General features: G+C 67.0%; 15 protein-coding genes. All 15 read right to left on the bottom strand.

Features of this window, described 5'->3' with window-relative positions:
• Positions 1 to 51 precede the first annotated feature (51 nt).
• The 15 genes from dnaE to tsf all read right to left on the bottom strand — a co-directional run bounded on the left by dnaE (position 52) and on the right by tsf (position 19,394).
• Complete coding sequence (dnaE, locus tag ACM0PK_RS05775; RefSeq protein ID WP_049416729.1) at positions 52 to 3,642, bottom strand: DNA polymerase III subunit alpha; 3,591 nt, start codon at positions 3,640 to 3,642, stop codon at positions 52 to 54.
• 237 nt (positions 3,643 to 3,879) lie between these two features.
• Positions 3,880 to 4,539, bottom strand: a complete 660-nt coding sequence (rnhB, locus tag ACM0PK_RS05770) for a ribonuclease HII (RefSeq protein ID WP_111201420.1) — start codon at positions 4,537 to 4,539, stop codon at positions 3,880 to 3,882.
• On the bottom strand, positions 4,536 to 5,738 hold the full coding sequence (lpxB, locus tag ACM0PK_RS05765; RefSeq protein WP_235648417.1) for a lipid-A-disaccharide synthase: 1,203 nt from the start codon (positions 5,736 to 5,738) through the stop codon (positions 4,536 to 4,538). Before lpxB ends, rnhB begins: the two co-directional genes overlap by 4 nt.
• Positions 5,739 to 5,791: 53 nt before the next feature.
• On the bottom strand, positions 5,792 to 6,583 hold the full coding sequence (gene lpxA, locus ACM0PK_RS05760) for an acyl-ACP--UDP-N-acetylglucosamine O-acyltransferase (RefSeq protein WP_134971279.1): 792 nt from the start codon (positions 6,581 to 6,583) through the stop codon (positions 5,792 to 5,794).
• Positions 6,584 to 6,599: 16 nt separating this feature from the next.
• On the bottom strand, positions 6,600 to 7,058 hold the full coding sequence (fabZ, locus tag ACM0PK_RS05755) for a 3-hydroxyacyl-ACP dehydratase FabZ (RefSeq protein ID WP_005415845.1): 459 nt from the start codon (positions 7,056 to 7,058) through the stop codon (positions 6,600 to 6,602).
• Positions 7,055 to 8,077, bottom strand: coding sequence for a UDP-3-O-(3-hydroxymyristoyl)glucosamine N-acyltransferase (gene lpxD, locus ACM0PK_RS05750; RefSeq protein ID WP_414606889.1), 1,023 nt, complete (start codon positions 8,075 to 8,077; stop codon positions 7,055 to 7,057). Before lpxD ends, fabZ begins: the two co-directional genes overlap by 4 nt.
• Positions 8,078 to 8,584: 507 nt before the next feature.
• Positions 8,585 to 10,948: an outer membrane protein assembly factor BamA gene (gene bamA / locus ACM0PK_RS05745; protein ID WP_111201417.1), complete on the bottom strand. Its 2,364-nt coding sequence runs from the start codon at positions 10,946 to 10,948 to the stop codon at positions 8,585 to 8,587.
• 74 nt (positions 10,949 to 11,022) lie between these two features.
• Positions 11,023 to 12,381: an RIP metalloprotease RseP gene (rseP, locus tag ACM0PK_RS05740; protein WP_061480177.1), complete on the bottom strand. Its 1,359-nt coding sequence runs from the start codon at positions 12,379 to 12,381 to the stop codon at positions 11,023 to 11,025.
• 55 nt (positions 12,382 to 12,436) lie between these two features.
• A complete protein-coding gene (locus tag ACM0PK_RS05735) occupies positions 12,437 to 13,627 on the bottom strand; it encodes a 1-deoxy-D-xylulose-5-phosphate reductoisomerase (RefSeq protein ID WP_072166812.1) in 1,191 nt (396 codons plus the stop codon).
• 2 nt (positions 13,628 to 13,629) lie between these two features.
• Positions 13,630 to 14,466 carry a phosphatidate cytidylyltransferase gene (locus tag ACM0PK_RS05730; RefSeq protein ID WP_061480179.1) on the bottom strand — a complete coding sequence of 279 codons (837 nt, stop codon included), beginning with the start codon at positions 14,464 to 14,466 and terminating at the stop codon, positions 13,630 to 13,632.
• Positions 14,463 to 15,230 carry a polyprenyl diphosphate synthase gene (uppS, locus tag ACM0PK_RS05725; RefSeq protein ID WP_111201414.1) on the bottom strand — a complete coding sequence of 256 codons (768 nt, stop codon included), beginning with the start codon at positions 15,228 to 15,230 and terminating at the stop codon, positions 14,463 to 14,465. The genes ACM0PK_RS05730 and uppS overlap by 4 nt, the downstream gene beginning before the upstream one ends.
• Positions 15,231 to 15,235: 5 nt before the next feature.
• Complete coding sequence (frr, locus tag ACM0PK_RS05720) at positions 15,236 to 15,790, bottom strand: ribosome recycling factor (RefSeq protein WP_061480180.1); 555 nt, start codon at positions 15,788 to 15,790, stop codon at positions 15,236 to 15,238.
• 96 nt (positions 15,791 to 15,886) lie between these two features.
• The gene (gene pyrH, locus ACM0PK_RS05715) at positions 15,887 to 16,615 is read right to left on the bottom strand and encodes a UMP kinase (RefSeq protein ID WP_005415854.1); all 729 of its coding nucleotides are present in this window, start codon (positions 16,613 to 16,615) and stop codon (positions 15,887 to 15,889) included.
• Positions 16,616 to 16,735: 120 nt separating this feature from the next.
• On the bottom strand, positions 16,736 to 18,271 hold the full coding sequence (locus ACM0PK_RS05710; RefSeq protein ID WP_005415855.1) for a GGDEF domain-containing protein: 1,536 nt from the start codon (positions 18,269 to 18,271) through the stop codon (positions 16,736 to 16,738).
• Between the two features lie 247 nt (positions 18,272 to 18,518).
• Positions 18,519 to 19,394, bottom strand: a complete 876-nt coding sequence (tsf, locus tag ACM0PK_RS05705; RefSeq protein ID WP_053463562.1) for a translation elongation factor Ts — start codon at positions 19,392 to 19,394, stop codon at positions 18,519 to 18,521.
• Between the last annotated feature and the right edge of the window lie 96 nt (positions 19,395 to 19,490).

The following is a 19,490-nucleotide window of genomic DNA, read 5'->3' as shown; positions in this document are numbered from 1 at the left end:
GATCGTCCTTGATGACTGGAACGGGAAAACAGGAACACGAAGCAGCCAGCCTCAGCTGGCCCACGGCGGGCTGTAGCGCACCTTCAGCGTACGTACGGCGGGGTCGGCGCGCAGCGCCTCCATCAGCTTGGAATCGATGCGCACTGCGCTCTGCCCGGAGACATCCAGCATGCCGGCGACACCGCCGTGCGGGCCCTTCAGCAGCAGGTCCAGGCGCAGCGGCGTCCGCCCCGGGCGATGGCGGTCGAGCAGGGCATTGATGCGCTCCCAGACCGGGCGCTGCTGGCGCAGGTCCAGGCGCAACGACAGCCGCGTGGCGTAGTTGGCGCAGACTTCGTCGAAGTCCCAGCACTGGCGGATGCGCAGTGCGTAGCCGCCGTTGAATTCGTCCTCGCGCAGGCCGCCCTTGACCACCAGGATGCGGTCCTTGGTCATCAGGTGGCCGAACTCGGCCATCGCATCGGAGAACGCGCTGCACTCCACCCGGCCGCGACCGTCCTCCAGCTGGATGAAGATCTGGCTTTCGCCCTTGCGGCGCACGCCGACCACCTGGCCGGCCAGCACGGTCTGCACTTCCGGGCGCCAGCGCTTCTCGCCGCCACCGCCGCCGCCGCTGTTGGCGCTCCAGATTTTCTCCACCGAACCCAGGTCGTTGCCTACCAGATCGCGCACATCGTCGCGCCAGGGATCGAACGGGTGGCCGCTGAGGTAGAAGCCCAGCGTGTCGCGCTCGCCGTTGAGGCGCTGAAGCAGCGGCCATTCTTCGGCTTCCGGCAGGTCCAGCTGGATCGAAACGGTGCTCGGATCGGGCCCGCCAAACAGCGAATTCTGCCCGGACGCACGCTCGCGTGCCATCTGGTCGGTGGCCTTGATCACTTCCGGCAGCTGCAGCATCAGCGAGGCACGGTTGCGGCCGAGTTCATCGAGCGCGCCACAGTTGATCATCGCTTCCAGCGTGCGCCGGTTGAGCTTGGCCGAGCCGACGCGGGTGCAGAAGTCCAGCAGATCCTTGAACGGTCCGCCCTTCAGTCGTTCCTCGACCACCGCTTCGCAGGCGCCCTGGCCGACGCCCTTGATCGCGCCCAGACCGTACTGGATCGTGTCCGGCGTGACCGCTTCGAACATGAAGGCCGACTGGTTCACCTTCGGCGGCAGCACGGTCAGGCCGAGGTTGCGCACCTCGTCGAGGAAGCCAACCACCTTGTCGGTGTTGTCCAGGTCCGAAGACAGCGTGGCCGCCATGAACTCGGCCGGGTAATGGCGCTTCAGCCAGGCGGTCTGGTAGCTGACCAGTGCGTATGCAGCGGCGTGCGACTTGTTGAAGCCATAGCCGGCGAACTTCTCCATCAGGTCGAAGATTTCGTCGGCCTTGGGGCCGTCGACGCCGCCCTTGGCTGCACCTTCGCGGAAGATCTCGCGGTGCTTGGCCATTTCCGCCGGCACCTTCTTGCCCATCGCGCGTCGCAGCAGGTCAGCGCCGCCCAGCGAGTAGCCGCCGACGATCTGCGCCATCTGCATCACCTGCTCCTGGTACACCATGATGCCGTAGGTGTCCTTCAGGATCGCTTCGGTGCGCGGATCGGGATAGATGATCTCTTCCTGGCCGTGCTTGCGCGCGTTGAAGGAGGGAATCAGGTCCATCGGGCCGGGGCGATACAGCGACACCAGCGCGATCAGGTCTTCGAAGCGGTCGGGGCGCGCGTCCTTCAGCAGGCGGCGCATGCCCGAGGATTCGAACTGGAACACCGCGCCGGTGTTGCCGTTGGCGAAGATGTCCTTGTAGGTGGGCGCATCGTCGAGCGGGATCGCGGCAATGTCGACCGGCGGAATGCCCGCGCGTTCGTGGCGCTTGTTGATCGCCTTCACTGCCCAGTCGATGATGGTCAGCGTGCGCAGGCCGAGGAAGTCGAACTTCACCAGGCCCACTTCTTCCACGTCGTTCTTGTCGAACTGGGTGACCGGATTCTTGCCGAGCCCATTTTCGTCGTGTTCGGCGTACAGCGGGCAGAACTCGCTCAGCGGCTCGGGCCCGATCACCACGCCACCGGCGTGCTTGCCGGCGTTGCGGGTCAGGTCTTCCAGCTGCAGCGCCAGGTCGATCAGGTCGCGGACATCGTCCTCGGTTTCATAGCGCTGGATCAGTTCGGCCGAGGCCATTTCCGAGCTCGGGCCTTCCTTGCCCTTGCCCAGCGCATCCTTCAGGTGGATGCCCAGGATGTTCGGGATCAGCTTGGAAACACCGTCGACCAGGCCATACGGGAAGCCGAGCACGCGGCCGGAGTCGCGCACCACCGCCTTTGCGGCCATGGTGCCGTAGGTGATGATCTGGCTGACGCGCTCGCGCCCGTACTTGCGCGCGACGTAGTCGATCACCTCGTCGCGGCGGTCCATGCAGAAGTCGATGTCGAAGTCGGGCATCGACACGCGTTCCGGGTTCAGGAATCGCTCGAACAGCAGGTTGTACGGCAGCGGGTCCAGGTCGGTGATCTTCAGCGCCCACGCCACCAGCGAGCCGGCACCCGAACCACGGCCGGGACCGATCGGGATGCCCTGGTTCTTGCCCCACTGGATGAAGTCGGCCACGATCAGGAAGTAGCCGGGGAAGCCCATCTTGATGATGGTGTTGAGCTCGAACTCCAGGCGCTCGAAGTACTCCTCACGGGTCTTGCCCGGCGCCAGCGGATTCTTCTCCAGGCGCTCTTCCAGGCCATCGCGCGACATCTTCTGGATCCAGGTGTCCAGGGTCTCGTCGTCGGGCACCGGGTAGTTGGGCAGGAAGTAGGTGCCCAGCCGCATCTCGATGTTGCAGCGCTCGGCCAGCGCCAGCGTGTTGTCGATCGCATCGGGGATGTCGGCGAACAGCGCGCACATCTCCTCGGCCGACTTCAGGTATTGCTGGTCGCTGTACTCGCGCGGACGCTTGGGATCGTCCAGCACGCGGCCTGTGGAAATGCACACGCGCGCTTCGTGCGCGCTGAAATCCGACGGCGACAGGAAGCGCACGTCATTGCTGGCGACCACCGGCAGGCCGCGCTGGCCAGCGGCCATCAGCGCGAACTGGTTGAAGGTTTCCTCGCCCTCGCGGCCGGTACGGGTCAGCTCCAGGTGCAGGCCATCGCCGAATACGCGCTGCCAGTCGGCCAGCTGCTGCTCGGCCAGTTCATGCTTGCCGTCCAGTGCCAGGCGCCCGGCCAGGCTCTGCCGGCCGGCCAGCGCGAACAGGTTGGCATTGCCGGCCTTCAGCCAGTCCGGGTGGATGGCCACGCCGCCTTCCGGGCGATGGCCTTCCATCCAGGCGCGGGTCAGCAGCCGTGACAGGCTCAGGTAGCCCTCGCGGTCGCGGCACAGCAGGGTCATCCGCCACGGGTCCTGGCCTTCCTCGGCGATCAGCACGTCGGCACCGGCGATCGGCTTGATGCCCACGCCTTCGGCGGCCTTGTAGAACTTGACCAGGGCGAACAGGTTGTTGAGATCGGTCACCGCCAGCGCAGGCAGGCCGAGCTCGACCGAGCGCGACAGCAGGTTGGCCTGCTTGGCCTTCTTCGGGTCCGCCTGGTCCGGCTTGGCCGGCACGCGGATGGTCGAGTCCGCCAGCGAGAACTCGGTGTGGACGTGGAGATGTACGAAGCGGGAGTTGGACATGCCGGACCAGGTTGGAGCGCGCGGGCCCCGGGTGCTGACGGAGGTTCGTCGCCGGGGTCGGGAAGCGCTGGAATGCCCGGTCAGGGTAGCGAGGGCAGGGGGTTGCCACAAGGCTTGACAGGGGCACGGCGTGGCGCCGGATTCAGGCGTGCGGGAGGCCGCCTTCAGTAGCGCCGAGCCCATGCTCGGCTGTTCACAACAGCCGAGCATGGGCTCGGCGCTACAACTCCAGCAGCCTCAGGCGATGGCCGCGACAGCCGACGCTTCCAGGCACTCGCGCACCGGGGCGAAGCTGCGCCGGTGCTCCACGCAGGGGCCGTGCTCGCGCAGGGCGGCCAGGTGGGCCGGAGTGCCATAGCCCTTGTGCTGCTCGAACCCATACTGAGGGTGGCGGGCGTGCACGGCCTGCATGTAGCGATCGCGCGAGACCTTGGCCAGGATCGAGGCGGCCATGATCGCGCGGTCGATGCCATCGCCGCCGACCAGCGCCTGCGCCGGCAGTACCAGGCCCTTGGGCACCACGTTGCCATCGATGCGGGCGAAGCCGGCCACGTGGGCGACCGCTGCAACGACGTCACGCATGCCCTGCAGGGTGGCCTGGTAGATGTTCAGGCGGTCGATGGTGTCCACGTCCACCAGCACCACATGCCAGGCCAGGGCGCGCTCGATGATGCGGTCATGCAGCTGCTCGCGGCGGGCAGCGGTCAACTGCTTGGAATCATCCAGGCCGTTGATCCGTGGCCGTGACGGATCGAATACCACCGCCGCCACCGCCACCGGCCCAGCCAGCGGGCCACGCCCGGCCTCGTCGACACCGGCGACCAGGCGCTCCGGCTCGATCACTGCCGTACCGTCGAACAGGGCCAGGCTGGCTGCTGCGGCGTGGCGGCGGCTCATGCCTGCGCCTGGTCGCGCATCAGCAGCTCGCCGACGGCATCGGCGGCACGCGCCGAGGCGTTGCGTCGCAGTCGCTGGTGCAGGCGCACGTAAGTGTCCTGCAGGTCGCTCACCCGCTGCGGGTGGTCGAACCACTGCTGGATGGCCGCGGCCAGCCTGTCCGGCGTGCAGTCGTGCTGCATCAGCTCCGGTGCCAGGTCCTGGCCGGCCAGGATGTTGGGCAGGGCGAAGCGGTCGACCTTGATCAGGCCAAGCGCCTTGACCAGTCGATAGGTCAGTTCGTTGACGCGGTAACCGACCACCATCGGCCGCTTCACCAGCATGGCTTCCAGGGTCGCGGTGCCGGAGGCCAGCACCACCACGTCGGCGGCGATCATCGCGTTGCGCGCCTGGCCGTCAAGCACGTGCGAGTAGGCCACCGGCAGCGCCGAGCGCGACAGCTGTTCTTCGATCAGCTGCCTGCAGGCCGGGTTGGCGGCAGGCACCACCACATGCAGGCCCGGAATGCGTTCGGAGACCTGCCAGGCCGCTTCGAAGAACGGCTCGCCCAGGCGCGAGATCTCGCCGAGGCGGCTGCCCGGCAACACCGCCAGCACCTTGGCCGAGGCCGGCAGGCCGAGCGCGGCGCGTGCTTCCTCGCGGTTGCCCTGCAGCGGAATGTCATCGGCCATCGGGTGGCCGACGAAGCGCGCGTCGATGCCGTGCCGGGCATAGATCGGCGGCTCCATCGGGAACAGGCACAGCACCAGGTCGGCGCTGCTGCCGATTTTCTCGGCGCGCTTTTCGCGCCAGGCCCAGACTGACGGGCTGACGTAATGCACGGTGCGCACGCCGCGCTGTTTCAACCAGCGCTCGATGCCCAGGTTGAAGTCGGGGGCGTCGATGCCGATGAAGACGTCCGGCTGCCAGTCCAGCGCACGCTGGCGGAATGCCGAGCGCAGCTTGAGCAGGCGTGGCAGGTGGCGCAGCACTTCGGTCAGGCCCATCACCGCCAGCTCGCTGGCATCGTGCCAGGTCTGGCAGCCGGCGCTGCGCATGGCATCGCCGCCGATACCGGCGAACTCGGCATTCGGGAAGCGCGCCTTCAGTTCACGCACCAGGCCCGCACCGAGCAGGTCGCCGGAGGCTTCACCGGCAACCAGCGCGATCCGCAACGGGCGCTCGCTGAGCACCCGCTGTGCGGGAACGCTGCCGGCCATCGAGGCCAGCGGGATCACCGCGGCGCCGGCCGGCGCCTGGCCGGTCGAGCTGCTCATCGCAGCAGGGGCCTCTCGGCGTGCTCGATGAAGTCCAGCATCGCCTTCACGTCGTCGCTGTCACGCGCCTGTTCAGTCAGCTGCACCTTGGCCTCTGCCAGCGGCAGGCCCGCGACGTACAGCGTGCGGTACGCACGCTTGATGGCCGAAATGCGGTCAGCGTCGAAGCCGCGCCGCTTCAGGCCTTCGCTGTTGATGCCGCGCGGGCGTCCCAGCGAATCGGTGCCGACCATGGTGAACGGCGGTACATCACCATTGGTCAGCGCGCCCATGCCGAGGAAGGCATGCGCGCCGATGCGGCAGAACTGGTGGGCACCGGCGAAGCCGCTGATGATCACGTAGTCGCCCACGGTCACGTGGCCAGCCAGAGTGGTGTTGTTGGAGAACACGCAGAAGTTGCCGACATGGCAGTCGTGTGCCACGTGCGTGTAGGCCAGCATCCAGTTGTCGTTGCCGATGGTGGTGATGCCGCCGCCGCCGCCGGTGCCACGGTTGAGCGTGACGAACTCGCGGAACACGTTGCGATCGCCGATCACCAGTTCGGTGCGCTCGCCGCCGAACTTCTTGTCCTGCGGCTCGCCACCGATCGCGGCATGGCCGACGAAGCGGTTGTCGCGGCCGATCCGGGTCGGGCCGTGGATGCTGCAATGGGGGCCCACCACCGTGCCGGCACCGATTTCAACGTCGGGGCCGATCAGGGTGAAGGCGCCCACCTGGACATCGTCGGCCAGGCGTGCGGCCGGGTCGATGACGGCGGTGGGGTGGATCCGCAGTGCGTTGTCAGTCATTGCTGCCTCCAGTGGATCAGCCCTTGGCGCCGGCACACATGACCTCGGCCGACGCGACGACTTCGCCGTTGACCTTGGCTTCGCCGTAGTACCAGCCCATGTTGCGGATCAGGCGCTTCATCTGCACGTCCAGCATCAGCACGTCACCGGGCACGACCTGCTTGTTGAAGCGGGCGTTTTCCACCTTGACCATGTAGAACAGCTTGGACTGCGCATCGCGGCCGAGCGTGAGCTGGGTCATGACGCCGCCGGCCTGCGCCAGCGCTTCGATGATCAGCACGCCGGGCATGATCGGGCGGCCCGGGAAGTGGCCCTGGAAGAACGGCTCGTTGATGCTCACGTTCTTCTGCGCCAGGATCCGCTTGGCCTCGACGTCGAGTTCAAGCACCCGGTCCACCAGCAGGAACGGGTAGCGGTGCGGAAGCAGTTCCTGGATCTGGCAGACGTCGATCGGAAGCTGCAGCGAATCGTTCATTCTTTCTCCTTGCCAGCAGCCAGAACGCGGCGAGCCAATGCGTCCAGCTGCTTGAAGCGCGCGGCGTTCTTGCGCCACGTGCGGTTGTCGGTCAATGGGGTGCCGGACGAGTACTCGCCCGGCTCATGGATGGAGTTGCGGACCACCGACTTGCCGGTGATCACGACCTTGTCGCAGATCTCGAGGTGGCCGACCACGCCAACGTGGCCGCCGAGCAGGCAGTAGCGGCCGATCTTGGCGCTGCCGGCGATGCCGGTGCAGCCGGCAATGGCCGAGTGCGCGCCGATCTGCACGTTGTGCGCGATCTGCACCAGGTTGTCCAGGCGCACGTCTTCGTCCAGCACGGTGTCTTCCAGCGCACCACGGTCGACGCAGGTGTTGGCGCCGATCTCGCAGTCATCGCCGATGCGGACGCCGCCGAGCTGCGGCACCTTGATCCACTTGCCAGCATCCATCGCCAGGCCGAAGCCATCGGCGCCGAGCACGGCACCTGGATGCACGCGCACGCGCTTGCCCAGCGTGACCCGGGTAACCAGAGTCACGCGGGCGATCAGTTCACAGCCGGTATCCAGGCTGCAGTCCTCGCCGATCACGCTGCCGGCGCCGATGATGCAGTTCTCGCCGATGACGCTGCGCGCACTCACCGAGACGAACGGACCGATATGGGCGCTGGCCGCGACCTGGGCGCTGGGATCGATCACTGCGCTGGGATGGATGCCCGGCGGGCGGGTCGGCGCGATGTCGAACAGTGCGGCAATCTTGGCGAATGCGGTGTACGGGTCCTTGGCGACGAGCGCGGCGCCGGGGGCGGCCTCGACGTCATCGGCACGCAGGACCACCAGCGAGGCCCGGCTGTCGGCCAGCTGGGCGCGGTAGCGCGGGTTGGCAAGGAAGGTCAGCTGGCCAGGTCCGGCATGGGCGAGGGTGGCCACGCCATGGATGGCGGTAGCGGGATCGCCATGGACCTGCAGGCCGAACTGCTCGGCGAGTTGCTGGGCGGTGTAGGTGGGAGTATTCACGGCGGGAGTTTAACGTGTGACGCCATTTCGGTCATGCGGGGGGCATATGCAGCCAACGGCAGGCCCCCTCGCGGCCGGCAGTGCCAGTGTCATGGGCTGGGTCGGACGGGGCGGGACTGCGGGGGGCGGCGCAAGTACGTCCATGTAGCCTTGGTCGCCGCATCCATGCGGCTCACACCCCCGCAGCCCCGCCCCGTCCGACCTCCGACGGCTTGGCGCGAGTGCCAGCCACGGAAAAACAGAAAAGATCAAAAGCAGAGCGGGCGCTTCCGGCATCCAGGCCAAACGAAAACGCCGGGCAATGCCCGGCGCTTCGCACCCCGTCTGGTGGAGAGCCTCCCTTTGTTAAGGGGGGCGCGCGCCTGCGAATCGCAGGAGCGATTCCCAACGTTGCTATGCAACGGCCCGAAGGGCGCATGCCATGGATGGCATGCGTAGCGGCGCGGGAATAGGTGAATGCGGGGGGCAATTCACCGGAGGTGGGTCAGTTCTGAGGAACAGAGTTCCTCAGAACTGGCCACCGAACGTGAATTGCAGCCGCTCGATCTTGTCGCCGTCTTCCTTCTTCAGCGGGAAGGCATAGCTGATCGAGATCGGGCCGACCGGGGCGCGCCACAGCAGGGCGACACCGGTCGACACGCGCAGCTCGTTGGCCTTGAAGTTGTCCACGCCGGTGTAGACGTTGCCGAAGTCGACGAAGGCTGAGACACGCGCCGACGGGCTGTCGAACAGGCGCGGGAAGTAGGCTTCGACCGAACCGACAGTCTTCAGCGAACCACCCAGCGGCTGCCCTTCGGGGTAGCCGCGGGTGACTTCGCGCGGTCCGAGGGTGTTGTCCTCGAAGCCGCGTACCGAGTTGGTACCGCCGGCGTAGAAGTTCTCGAAGAACGGCAGGCCGCTGGCGGTCACGGTGCGGACGGTGCCATCGGTTTCAGTCAACGTGCGGCTGTAATCCTTGCCGTAGGCATCGCCGTAGCCGATTTCGGCGCGGGTGTTGATCACCAGCGACGGCATGATCGGCCAGTACTTGCTGATCTGGTAGTTCAGCTTGTAGTACTCGATGGTCGAACCCGGCAGCGTGGTTTCCAGGCCGATGCGCTGGTAAGTACCGCGGGTCGGCATGAAGTAGTCGTTGCGCGAGTCGCGCGCCCAGCCCAGCTCGGTGCGCCAGGCATGGAAGGTCCGGCGACCGACCGCGTTGATGTAGTCGATGATCGACGGTGGGGTCGAGCCTTCGTAGGTGGTGATCTGGTTGCTGTCGATGCCGAACATCAGCGAGACGGTGTCGGTCTCGGTCAGCGGCACGCCGAACACCACCTGCGCGGCACCGTTGGTGCTGTTGTACTGCGCGGTGTTGAAGTCGGAGTAATCCAGTTCGCGCCAGGACAGGTTGTAGCCCAGCGACACGCCGTCATCGGTGAAGTACGGGTTGGTGTAGCTGAAACCGTAGCGCTGCAGGTAGCTGCTGCGCGAGGCTTCGACCGACACGCGGTTGCCGCCGCCGAGGAAGTTGTTCTGCGACAGCTGCACCGACGTGGTCATGCCGTAGGACTGCGAGTAGCCCAGGCCGAACACGAAGCTGCCCGAGGTGGTTTCCTTGACGTTGTAGACGACGTCGACCTGGTCGTTGCTGCCGCTGACGGCCGGGGTCTCCACTTCCACCGATTCGAAGTAGCCCAGGCGCTGCAGGCGGATCTTGGAGCGGTCGATCGCGGCCTGCGAGTACCAGCTGTTCTCGAACTGGCGCATTTCGCGACGCATCACTTCATCGGACGTGCGGGTGTTGCCGCGGAACAGGATGCGGCGCACCGACACGCGCGGGCCGGGCACGACCTGCATGTTGATGGCCACGGTCTGCTCGGCGCGGTTGGTGGTCGGGATCGGATTCACCTTGGCGAACGCGTAGCCGATGTTGGACAGCGAATTGGTGATGGTGTCCGAGCTGAATTCCAGCAGGGCACGCGAGAACGTGTCGCCGGACTTCTGGATCACCATGCGCTCGACGTCCTCCTGCGGGAGGATGGTGTCGCCGCTGACCTTGATCTCGGAGATCTTGTACTGCGCGCCCTCGGTCACGCCCGCGGTCAGGAACATGTCGCGCTTGTCGGGGCTGATCGAGACCTGGGTGGAATCGATGCTGAAATCGACGTAGCCGCGATCCAGGTACCAGGAGTTGAGCTTTTCCAGGTCGCCGGACAGCTTTTCCTTGGAGTACTGGTCGTCACGACGGTACCACGACGCCCAGTTGTGCTCCTTGGACTCCCAGGTCTCCAGGATGTCCTTGCTCTCGAACTTTTCGGTGCCCACCAGGTTGACGTGGCGGATCTTGGCGGCCTTGCCTTCCTTGATGGCGATGGCGATGTCCACGCGGTTGCGGTCCAGCGGGCTCACCGTCGGGGTGATGTCGACGTTGTACTTGCCACGGTCGTTGTACTGGCGGCGCAGTTCCTGGGTCACGCGGTCCAGGCTCAGGCGATCGAAGGTGCCGCCCTCGGTCAGGCCGATGTCGGACAGGCCCTTGAGCAGCTGGTCGGACTTGATGTCCTTGTTGCCGGTCACGGTCAGCTTGTTGATCGCCGGGCGTTCCTTGACGGTCACCACCAGGATCGTGCCCTGGCGGTCCAGCTGCACGTCTTCGAAGAAGCCGGTCTTGTAGAGGGCGCGGATCGTCTCGCCGACCTTGTTGTCGGTGATCGTCTCGCCGCGTTCCACCGGCAGGTAGGTGAACACCGTGCCCGAGCTGATGCGCTGCAGGCCATCGACGCGGATGTCGCTGACAGTGAAGGGCTCGGCTGCCTGGGCCAGGGCGGGAGCGCCGGTGACGGCGGCGAGGGCGAGGGCCAGCAGGCGGCGATTGGGGAGTCGCGTCATGTCACGTCCGGTAGGAAGGTCGATTTCATTGGTGCGGGATGCCGACGCTGTAGACGGCAACAACGTGGAAAAGTTCATCGCGGGACCAGGCCGAGGATGTCGTTGTAGAACGCCAACCCCATCAGCCCGGCCAGCAACGCCAGGCCGATGTATTGGCCGGCGGCGATGGCACGCTCGCTCAGCGGGCTGCCCTTGACCAACTCGATAAGGTAATACAGCAGGTGGCCGCCGTCCAAGATCGGGATCGGCAGCAGGTTGATGATGCACAGGCTGAGCGACAGCAGGGCAAGGAACTGCAGGAACCAGTCGAGGCCGCGCTTGGCCGAGACATTGGCCACGCGGGCGATGGTGACCGGCCCGGAAACGTTCTGCAGCGAGGCCTTGCCGGTCACGATGCGACCCATCATGCCCAGCGAGTCGGCGGCCAGGCGGCCGGTCTCGCGCACCGCCACGGTCACCGCATCCAGCGGGCCATAGCGCAGCAGCGTGTCATAGGCGGGGCTGTAGCTGGTGGGGAAGCCGACGCCGATCTGCCAGACCGGATTGCCCTTGCCGTCCTTGCCCTGGCGCGGGGTGACTTCCAGCGCCAGGCGCTCGCCGCCACGCAGGACCTCGATCATTCCCGGCCCGCCGGCACGGCCCAGGGCCTGGATCTCGCCGATCACCTGGTCGACGCTGTCGATGCGCTGGCCGTCGATGGCCACGATCAGGTCGCCTGGCTGCAGTTGCCCTGCCACCACGGAGTCCGCAGTCAGCGACTCCACTTGCGCCGGCTGCAGCCACGACTGCCAGTGCAGGCCAGCCAGGATCGGCACCCGCCGCTCATCGAAACCCGCCGGCAGCTGCGACAGCGGCAGGGTGCGCGTGCGTACCTGATCGGCCGTATCCAGCACTTCCAGCTTCACGTCGCGGCGGTCCATCGCGGCTGCGGTCAGCGCCATGCTGGCCTCGCCGAGGGTGACCACCTGGCGGTCGTCTACGCGCAGCACGCGGTCGCCGCTGGCCAGGCCGGCACTGGCGGCGATGCCGCTGACACGGCCGATGGTGGGCGAGTAATCCTGCTTGCCGATCACGAACATCGCCCACAGCAGCAGGATGCACAGCAGCAGATTGGCGATCGGGCCGGCGGCAACGATCGCGATACGCTGCCAGACGGTCTTGTGGTTGAAGGCCTGGCCGCGCTCGTGCGGGTGGACTTCGACCTCGCGTTCGTCGAGGAACTTCACGTAACCGCCCAGCGGGATGGCGGCGATGGCGAACTCGGTGCCGTGCCGGTCGCGGCGCGACCACAGCGGCCGGCCGAAGCCGACCGAGAAACGCAGGATCTTGACCCCGCACAGGCGCCCGACCCAGTAATGCCCGAACTCGTGAAAGGTGACCAGCAGCCCGAGGCTGACGATCATCCACCAGACCGATCCGATGAAGTCAGTCATGCAGGCTCACAGTGGTGGGCAAGGGCGGCGGCGTCATGCTGGGCGAGGCGGTCGTTCAGGCGGCGTCGATGGCGTTCAGGGTGAGCTGGCGTGCCCGCTGGTCGGCGGACAACAGGACCTCCAGTGTATCGGCTGGCTGGGTCGGCAGTGTTGAAAGAGCGTTAGCAACCAGCTCCGGGATCGTCAGGAAACCGATCCGGCCCTGAAGAAACGCTGAAACCGCCTCTTCATTGGCGGCGTTCAGCACCGCCGGCGCGGTGCCGCCGGCCTGCATCGCCTGCCAGGCCAGCGCCAGGCAGGGGAAGGCGTCGGTATCCGGGGCCTCGAAATCCAGGCGGCCCTGGGCCAGCAGGTCCAGCCCGGCCACGCCCGATTCGATGCGCTGCGGCCAGCCCAGGCCAACGGCGAGGGTGGTGCGCATGTCCGGCAGGCCCATCTGGGCCAGGGTCGAGCCATCGACGAACTCGACCAGCGAATGGACCAGGCTCTGCGGGTGCACCAGCACCTCGATGCGCTCGCCGGGCACGCCGAACAGGTGGTGGGCCTCGATGACTTCCAGGCCCTTGTTCATCAACGTCGCCGAATCGACCGAGATCTTCGGCCCCATCGACCACTTGGGGTGGGCAACTGCTTGGGCGGGGGTGACCTGGGCCAGTTCGGCGCGGCTGCGGCCACGGAACGGGCCGCCGGAGGCGGTCAGCAGGATCCGGCGCACGCCGGCGCCGTCGACACTGGCATCGCGCGAGCGCAGGCACTGGAAGATCGCGCTGTGCTCGCTGTCGATCGGGATGATTTCGGCACCGGCACGTTCGGCCGTCCGGGTCAGCAGTTCGCCGGCCAGCACCAGCGATTCCTTGTTGGCCAGCAGGATGCGCTTGCCGGCGGCGGCGGCAGCCAGGGTCGAGGACAGGCCGGCCGCGCCGACGATGGCCGCGACCACGGTATCGCAGGCATCGCTGGCGGCCAGCTGGTCCAGCGCGGCCTGGCCGGCATGAGCCTCGGTGGTGAGTCCGGCCTCGCGCAGGCCGTCACGCAGCTCGGCGAACAGCGATGCGTCGGCGATCACCGCGTGCGCGGGTCTGTGCTGGCGGCACAGCGCCAGCAGCGCCTGCACCTGGCGGCCGGCAGCGAGCACCGTGGCCTGGTAGCGGTGCGGGTGGCGGGCGATCACGTCCAGCGTGGAGGCGCCGATCGAGCCGGTAGCGCCGAACACGGCGACCCGGCGCAGGTCTGCAGCTGCATTCATGGTCAGAACCCGAAGATTTCCTTGCCCAGCGCGAACACCGGCACGGCGGCGAGGACGCCGTCGACCCGGTCGAGCACGCCACCGTGGCCCGGGATCAGGTGGCCCGAGTCCTTGGCGCCGGCATGGCGCTTGATCAGGCTCTCGAACAGGTCGCCCAGGACCGAGGCGAACACCGCCACCACCGCGGTGATCAACAGGCCGGGCAGGTGTGCGGCATCGATGCCAGCCAGCCAGCCCAGGCCGAGGGCCACGGCGACACCGGCCAGCAGGCCGCCGAACAGGCCTTCCCAGGTCTTGTTGGGGCTGATCCGCGGCGCCAGCTTGTGCTTGCCGAAATGGCGGCCAGCGAAATAGGCGCCCGAGTCGGCCGCCCACACCAGCGCCAGCGCAGCCAGCAGCCACAGGTGGCCCTGCTGGCCCGGCGGATCGCCGCCGGCATGGATCAGCACCAGCGCGGCCCACGCCGGCACGATGGCCAGGGTACCGGCCAGCATCTTCAGGATCCGCGAGGGTGCCGACGGCTGCGCACCGAAGTTGAAGAAGCGCAACCAGACCAGCGCGGCCAGCCACCAGGCAACGCCGGCCAGCGTGGTTATCTGGAACAGGACCAGGGTGCTGCCATCGGCCCAGACCAGCAGCACCATCAGCAGCAGGTTCAGCACCAGCAGCACGGTGCGCGCCAGGGTGTCTTCGATACCGGCCAGCTTCAGCCATTCCCACAGGCCGATCAGCAGCACGGCGGCGGCGGCGGCGGCCAGCCATTGCGTAGGCAGCAGCAGGATCGCCGCAATGGCTAGCGGCGCCATGATCAGCGCGGCAAGGACTCGGGTCTTGGTCATGGGCTGGAAGTCTCGGTGGCCAGTGCGGCAATCTGGGCGCTGGTCAGGCCGAAACGACGCTCGCGACCGGCATAGGCGTCGAGCGCCTGCTGCAGCTGCCCGGCGTCGAAGTCCGGCCACAGGGCCTCGGTGAACCACAGTTCGGTATAGGCGAGCTGCCACAGCAGGAAGTTGCTGATGCGGGTGTCGCCGCCGGTGCGGATGAACAGGTCCGGCGGCGGCAGGTCGGCCAGGGCCACCTGGCTGCCCAGCAGCGATTCATCGATCTGCTCGGGCAGAAGGCGACCGGCCGCCACTTCGATGGCCAGGGCGCGCGCGGCGCGGGCGATGTCCTGGCGGCCACCGTAGCTGGCGGCGATCGACAGGGTCAGGGTGGTGTTGTCGGCGGTGCGCTGCTCGGCCAGCTGCATGCGGCTGACCAGCCCGGCGCCGAAGCGCTCGCGTTCGCCGATGAAGCGCACGCGCACGCCACGCCGGTGCAGCTCGTCCACTTCGCGGTCGAGTGCACCGAGGAACAGCTTCATCAGCGCGTCCACTTCCTCCTGCGGCCGGCCCCAGTTCTCGCTGGAGAAGGCGAACAGGGTCAGCGCCGGAACGCCCAGTTCAAGGCAGCGCTCGATGGTGCGGTTGACCGCGCGCGCGCCGGCACGGTGGCCGATCACGCGGGGGCGACGGCGCTGCTGTGCCCAACGCCCATTGCCATCCATGATGATGGCAATGTGGCGGGGCAGGGAGGCAGGCAACGGAGGCGGGACTGAAGGCATCGACTTCAGACCGACAGCAGTTCTTTTTCCTTGTCGGAAACGACCTTGTCGACGTCCTTGATGTTGGCGTCGGTCAGCTTCTGGATGTCGTCTTCGCCGCGCTTCTTCTCGTCTTCGCTGATCGCCTTGTCCTTGACCAGCTTGGCGATTTCCTTGTTCGCGTCCTGACGGATGTTGCGGATCGCGATCTTGGCGCCTTCCCCTTCCTTCTGCACCTGCTTGACCAGCTCCTTGCGGCGCTCTTCGGTCGGCGGCGGCATGTTGATGCGGATCGCAGTGCCCAGCGTGTTCGGAGTGAACTCGGCGTTGTAGAGACCCTTTTCGATCTCCTTGATCATGCCTTTGTCGAACGGGGTGACCAGCAGCGAGTGCGCGTCGGCGTTGGAGATCGACGCGACCTGGTTCAGCGGGGTGCTGGCGTTGCCATAGGCGCTGACCGTCACGCGGTCCAGCAGGGCCGGGGTGGCGCGGCCGGTCCGGATGGAGGTGAGGGTGTGCTTCAGAGCGTCAATGCTCTTGGCCATGCGCGTCTGCGCGTTGTTCTTGATGTCGTTGAGCATCGCCCGGTCCTGGATGTATCTGGAATCGGGCGATTATAGGCGAATACGGGACGCTGCCGGGCCTGAATCGGCCCGGTTGTCGCTTTGCGCTCAGGCTCAGGCCGGGTCGCGGCCCTGGACCAGGGTGCCGATGTTCGCGCCGTTGAGGATCTTCAGCAGTTCGCCCGGCTGGCCCATGTCGAACACGCGCATCGGCAGGTCGCTGTCGCGGGCCAGAGCGAAGGCCGCCGTGTCCATCACTTCCAGGCCGCGGCGGATCACTTCGTCGTAGCTCAGGCTGTCGAAGCGGACCGCATCGCTGTGCTTGTTCGGGTCCTTGTCGTACACGCCATCGACCTTGGTAGCCTTCAGCAGCAGGTCGGCGCCGATCTCGATCGCGCGCAGGGCGGCGCCGGAGTCGGTGGTGAAGAACGGGCTGCCGACGCCGGCAGCGAAGATCACCAGGCGGCCCTTTTCCAGGTGGCGGATGGCGCGGCGGCGGATGTAGTCCTCGCACACGTCGTTGATCTTGATCGCGCTCATCACCCGGGCCTTGGCACCCAGCTTCTCGAGGGCGTCCTGCATGGCCAGGGCGTTGATGACGGTGGCCAGCATGCCCATCTGGTCGCCGGTTACGCGGTCCATGCCGCCGGCGGCCAGACCGGCGCCGCGGAAGATGTTGCCACCTCCGATCACCAGCGCCACTTCGGCACCGGCCTGCTGGGCTTCGATGACCTCACGGGCGAGGCGATTGATGATCTTCGGGTCGATGCCGTAGTCCTCGTCTCCCATCAGCGCCTCCCCGGACAGTTTCAGAAGGATGCGGCGATAGGCGAGCTTGGACATGGGGACCTCGGGTGCGTGGAAATCGCGGGCGATTCTACGCGCATGCGGCGTTGTGCCAAAGTGTTTTGTGCACTGCGGCGCAGAATCCGGTGGTTCGCCCGGTCGGCCGGGGCGCCCCGTTCAGCCCAGTTCGGCGCTGGCCGTGGCCGACAGCTCGTCATGGCCCAGCGCCCCCGGCGAGCGGGCGATCACCCGGTTGCGGCCCAGGTTCTTGGAGCGGTACAGCACGTCGTCGGCGGCGCGCAGCAGGTCCTGGACGTCGGCGAAGCGCTCGTAGCCGCCCTGGGTGGCCACGCCGGCGGAGAAGGTGACGAACAGCGGACCACCCTCCAGCTCGGCCATCGGCGTGGCGACGATGTTGGCCAGCACCCGGCGGATCACGTCCAGGGCCACGCTTTCGCTGGTGTTGGGCAGCAGCGCGACGAACTCCTCGCCGCCGAAGCGGGCCACGGTGTCGCTGTTGCGCAACTGGCCCTGCAGCTTGCCGGCGAAGGCGCGCAGCACCTCGTCGCCGGTCAGGTGGCCGTGGGCGTCGTTGATCTTCTTGAAGTCGTCCAGGTCGATGAAGGCCACCGACAGTGGCCAGCCCTGGCGGCCGGCACGCAGGAATTCCTGCTCCAGCACCGCTTCCAGCTGGCGGCGGTTGAGCACGCCTGTCAATGCATCACGATGGGCCTGGTCGGCCAGGCGCTTGGCGCGCGCCTCGAATTCGTCGGCACGGCGGCGTGCCTGGTCGGCATCCTGCAGTTCGCGCAGGTTGCGCAGCGTGGCCAGTTCCTGCGCGTGATCGATCAGCTCGCGCACCCGCGCCGGCGAATTGAGGCCGGCATCGAACAGGCTGGCGATGTCGGGCAGGGCCTCGCTGATGCGGGCCAGCACCTGGTCGAAGCGCGCGCTGTCCAGCTCCAGGCGGTCGTGCACCTGCTGCAGTGCGCGCTCGCGCGCGGCATCGGCATCGTTATCCAGCCAGATGTCGGCCACTGCGCCGGACAGTTGCACGCAGGCCTGGAATGGCGATTCGGCGGCGTCCTCGTCCTCGCTGTGGCTGATGCTCTCCACCAGGTAACGTGGCAGGCCCCATTGCTCGGCCACCCAGGCGCCGACGTCGGCGTGGCTGCAGCCCAGCGCCTCGCGCTCGCGGGAAACCAGGTCGATGTTGTCGCGTGCCTCGCGCAGCAGTGGCAGGTAGCGCTCCGACTCGGCCTGGGCCAGGCACAGCACGCCCAGGTCCTGCAGCAGTCCGGCCAGCATCAGCTCCTCCAGCCGGCGCAGGCCGCGCGCCTGGCCCAGCTGGCTGGCGGCCAGGGCACTGAGGATGCTGCGCTTCCACGCGCGCTGGCGCAGGTCATGATCGGCGCCACCGCCGGTCAGGCCCTGGGTGACGGTGAAGCCGAGGGCGAGGCTGATCGTGGCGTTCAGGCCCAGCATGGTCAGCGCCTGGCCGAGGTTCTCGATGCGGCGGCGGCTGGCATACAGCGGCGAATTGGCGATGCGCAGCATGCGAGCGCTCAGCGCCATGTCGATGGCGATGATGTCGGCGGCGGTGGCGATGTCCGCTTCCGGGTCCTGAGCCAGTTCGATGATGCGCAGGGCAATACCGGGTGGCGAAGGCAGGTTGCGGCAGAGCGCCAGGGCAGCTGTCAGCTCGGGAGGCATGTCGGGTCGTTCAATTCCATTGGGACAAGAATACCTAGGAATGCATCACAGTCCGCGATTTTCGTTCCTGCTAAGTGACTGAGGATTCCCTGCGACTGAGTATCGGCTTGATTCGAGCGCAACGCAAAGGTGCCGGGACGGGTGTGCGCACCCTCGGTTGTGGTCACCCACGGGTGGAGTGGGCATAAAAAAAGAGCCGCGGTTTCCCGCGGCTCCTTCTGGTCGCTTCACAGCCGGAGGGCTGGAATCAGACCTGCATCGCCTTGGCAACTTCGGCGGCGTAGTCTTCCACCACCTTTTCGATGCCTTCGCCGACGATCAGCAGCTTGAAACCTGCCACGTCCGCACCAGCGGCCTTGACCACCTGCTCGACGGTGGTGTCGCCCAGCACGTAGGTCTGGCCGTACAGGGTCACGTCGCTGACGATCTTGTTGATCTTGCCGCTGATGATCTTTTCCAGGATGTCGGCCGGCTTGGCCTTGTCCTTCTCGGTCATCTTGGCCAGCTCGATTTCCTTTTCCTTTTCGACGAACTCGGCCGGAACGTCCGCAGCCTTGTTGTGCGGCGGCTTCAGCGCGGCCACGTGCATCGCCAGGCCACGGGCCAGCTCGACGTCGCCGCCGATCAGGTCGACCAGCACGCCGACCTTGCCGTTGGTGTGGACGTAGGCACCGATGTTGCCGGTGGTGTCGACCTTGACCATGCGGCGGATCTGGATGTTCTCGCCCAGGGTCTGCACGGCGGTGGCGCGGGCTTCTTCAACGGTGCGGCCGTCGGCCAGCGTGGCGGCCTTCACGGCTTCGACGTCATTGGCGCCCGATGCCAGGGCAGCGGCGGCGACGGCGTTGACGAAGGACTTGAAGTTGTCATCGTTGGCAACGAAGTCGGTTTCCGAGTTGACTTCGACCAGCACGGCCTTGCCGCCGTCCTGGGCCAGGCCCAGACGGCCTTCGGCGGCCACGCGGTCAGCCTTCTTGTCGGCCTTGGCAGCGCCGGACTTGCGCATGGCTTCAGCAGCGGCGTTGATGTCGCCGTTGGCTTCGGTAAGCGCCTTCTTGCATTCCATCATGCCGGCGCCGGTGCGCTCGCGCAGTTCCTTGACCAGGGAAGCAGTGATTTCCACGGGATTACCTCACGAAAGAAAGGGGTTGGGCCGGCATGGTGGCCGGCCCGTGTGACACGGTCCTGTCACGCGCCAGGGGCTGCGTGCAGGGAGGGT

The sequence above is a fragment of the Stenotrophomonas sp. FR010 genome (assembly GCF_047520755.2).
GTDB classification, from domain to species: Bacteria; Pseudomonadota; Gammaproteobacteria; order Xanthomonadales; family Xanthomonadaceae; genus Stenotrophomonas; species Stenotrophomonas sepilia.
Note: the sequence above shows the minus strand (reverse complement) of the source record. Positions and strands in the feature narration are given on the sequence as shown.

Excerpts from the sequence above, each read along its gene's own strand:
- dnaE (WP_049416729.1), bottom strand. The coding sequence starts at position 3,642 with ATGTCCAACTCCCGCTTCGTACATCTCCACGTCCACACCGAGTTCTCG.
- rnhB (WP_111201420.1), bottom strand. The coding sequence starts at position 4,539 with ATGAGCCGCCGCCACGCCGCAGCAGCCAGCCTGGCCCTGTTCGACGGT.
- lpxB (WP_235648417.1), bottom strand. The coding sequence starts at position 5,738 with ATGGCCGGCAGCGTTCCCGCACAGCGGGTGCTCAGCGAGCGCCCGTTG.
- lpxA (WP_134971279.1), bottom strand. The coding sequence starts at position 6,583 with ATGACTGACAACGCACTGCGGATCCACCCCACCGCCGTCATCGACCCG.
- fabZ (WP_005415845.1), bottom strand. The coding sequence starts at position 7,058 with ATGAACGATTCGCTGCAGCTTCCGATCGACGTCTGCCAGATCCAGGAA.
- bamA (WP_111201417.1), bottom strand. The coding sequence starts at position 10,948 with ATGACGCGACTCCCCAATCGCCGCCTGCTGGCCCTCGCCCTCGCCGCC.
- rseP (WP_061480177.1), bottom strand. The coding sequence starts at position 12,381 with ATGACTGACTTCATCGGATCGGTCTGGTGGATGATCGTCAGCCTCGGG.
- ACM0PK_RS05735 (WP_072166812.1), bottom strand. The coding sequence starts at position 13,627 with ATGAATGCAGCTGCAGACCTGCGCCGGGTCGCCGTGTTCGGCGCTACC.
- ACM0PK_RS05730 (WP_061480179.1), bottom strand. The coding sequence starts at position 14,466 with ATGACCAAGACCCGAGTCCTTGCCGCGCTGATCATGGCGCCGCTAGCC.
- uppS (WP_111201414.1), bottom strand. The coding sequence starts at position 15,230 with ATGCCTTCAGTCCCGCCTCCGTTGCCTGCCTCCCTGCCCCGCCACATT.
- frr (WP_061480180.1), bottom strand. The coding sequence starts at position 15,790 with ATGCTCAACGACATCAAGAACAACGCGCAGACGCGCATGGCCAAGAGC.
- pyrH (WP_005415854.1), bottom strand. The coding sequence starts at position 16,615 with ATGTCCAAGCTCGCCTATCGCCGCATCCTTCTGAAACTGTCCGGGGAG.
- ACM0PK_RS05710 (WP_005415855.1), bottom strand. The coding sequence starts at position 18,271 with ATGCCTCCCGAGCTGACAGCTGCCCTGGCGCTCTGCCGCAACCTGCCT.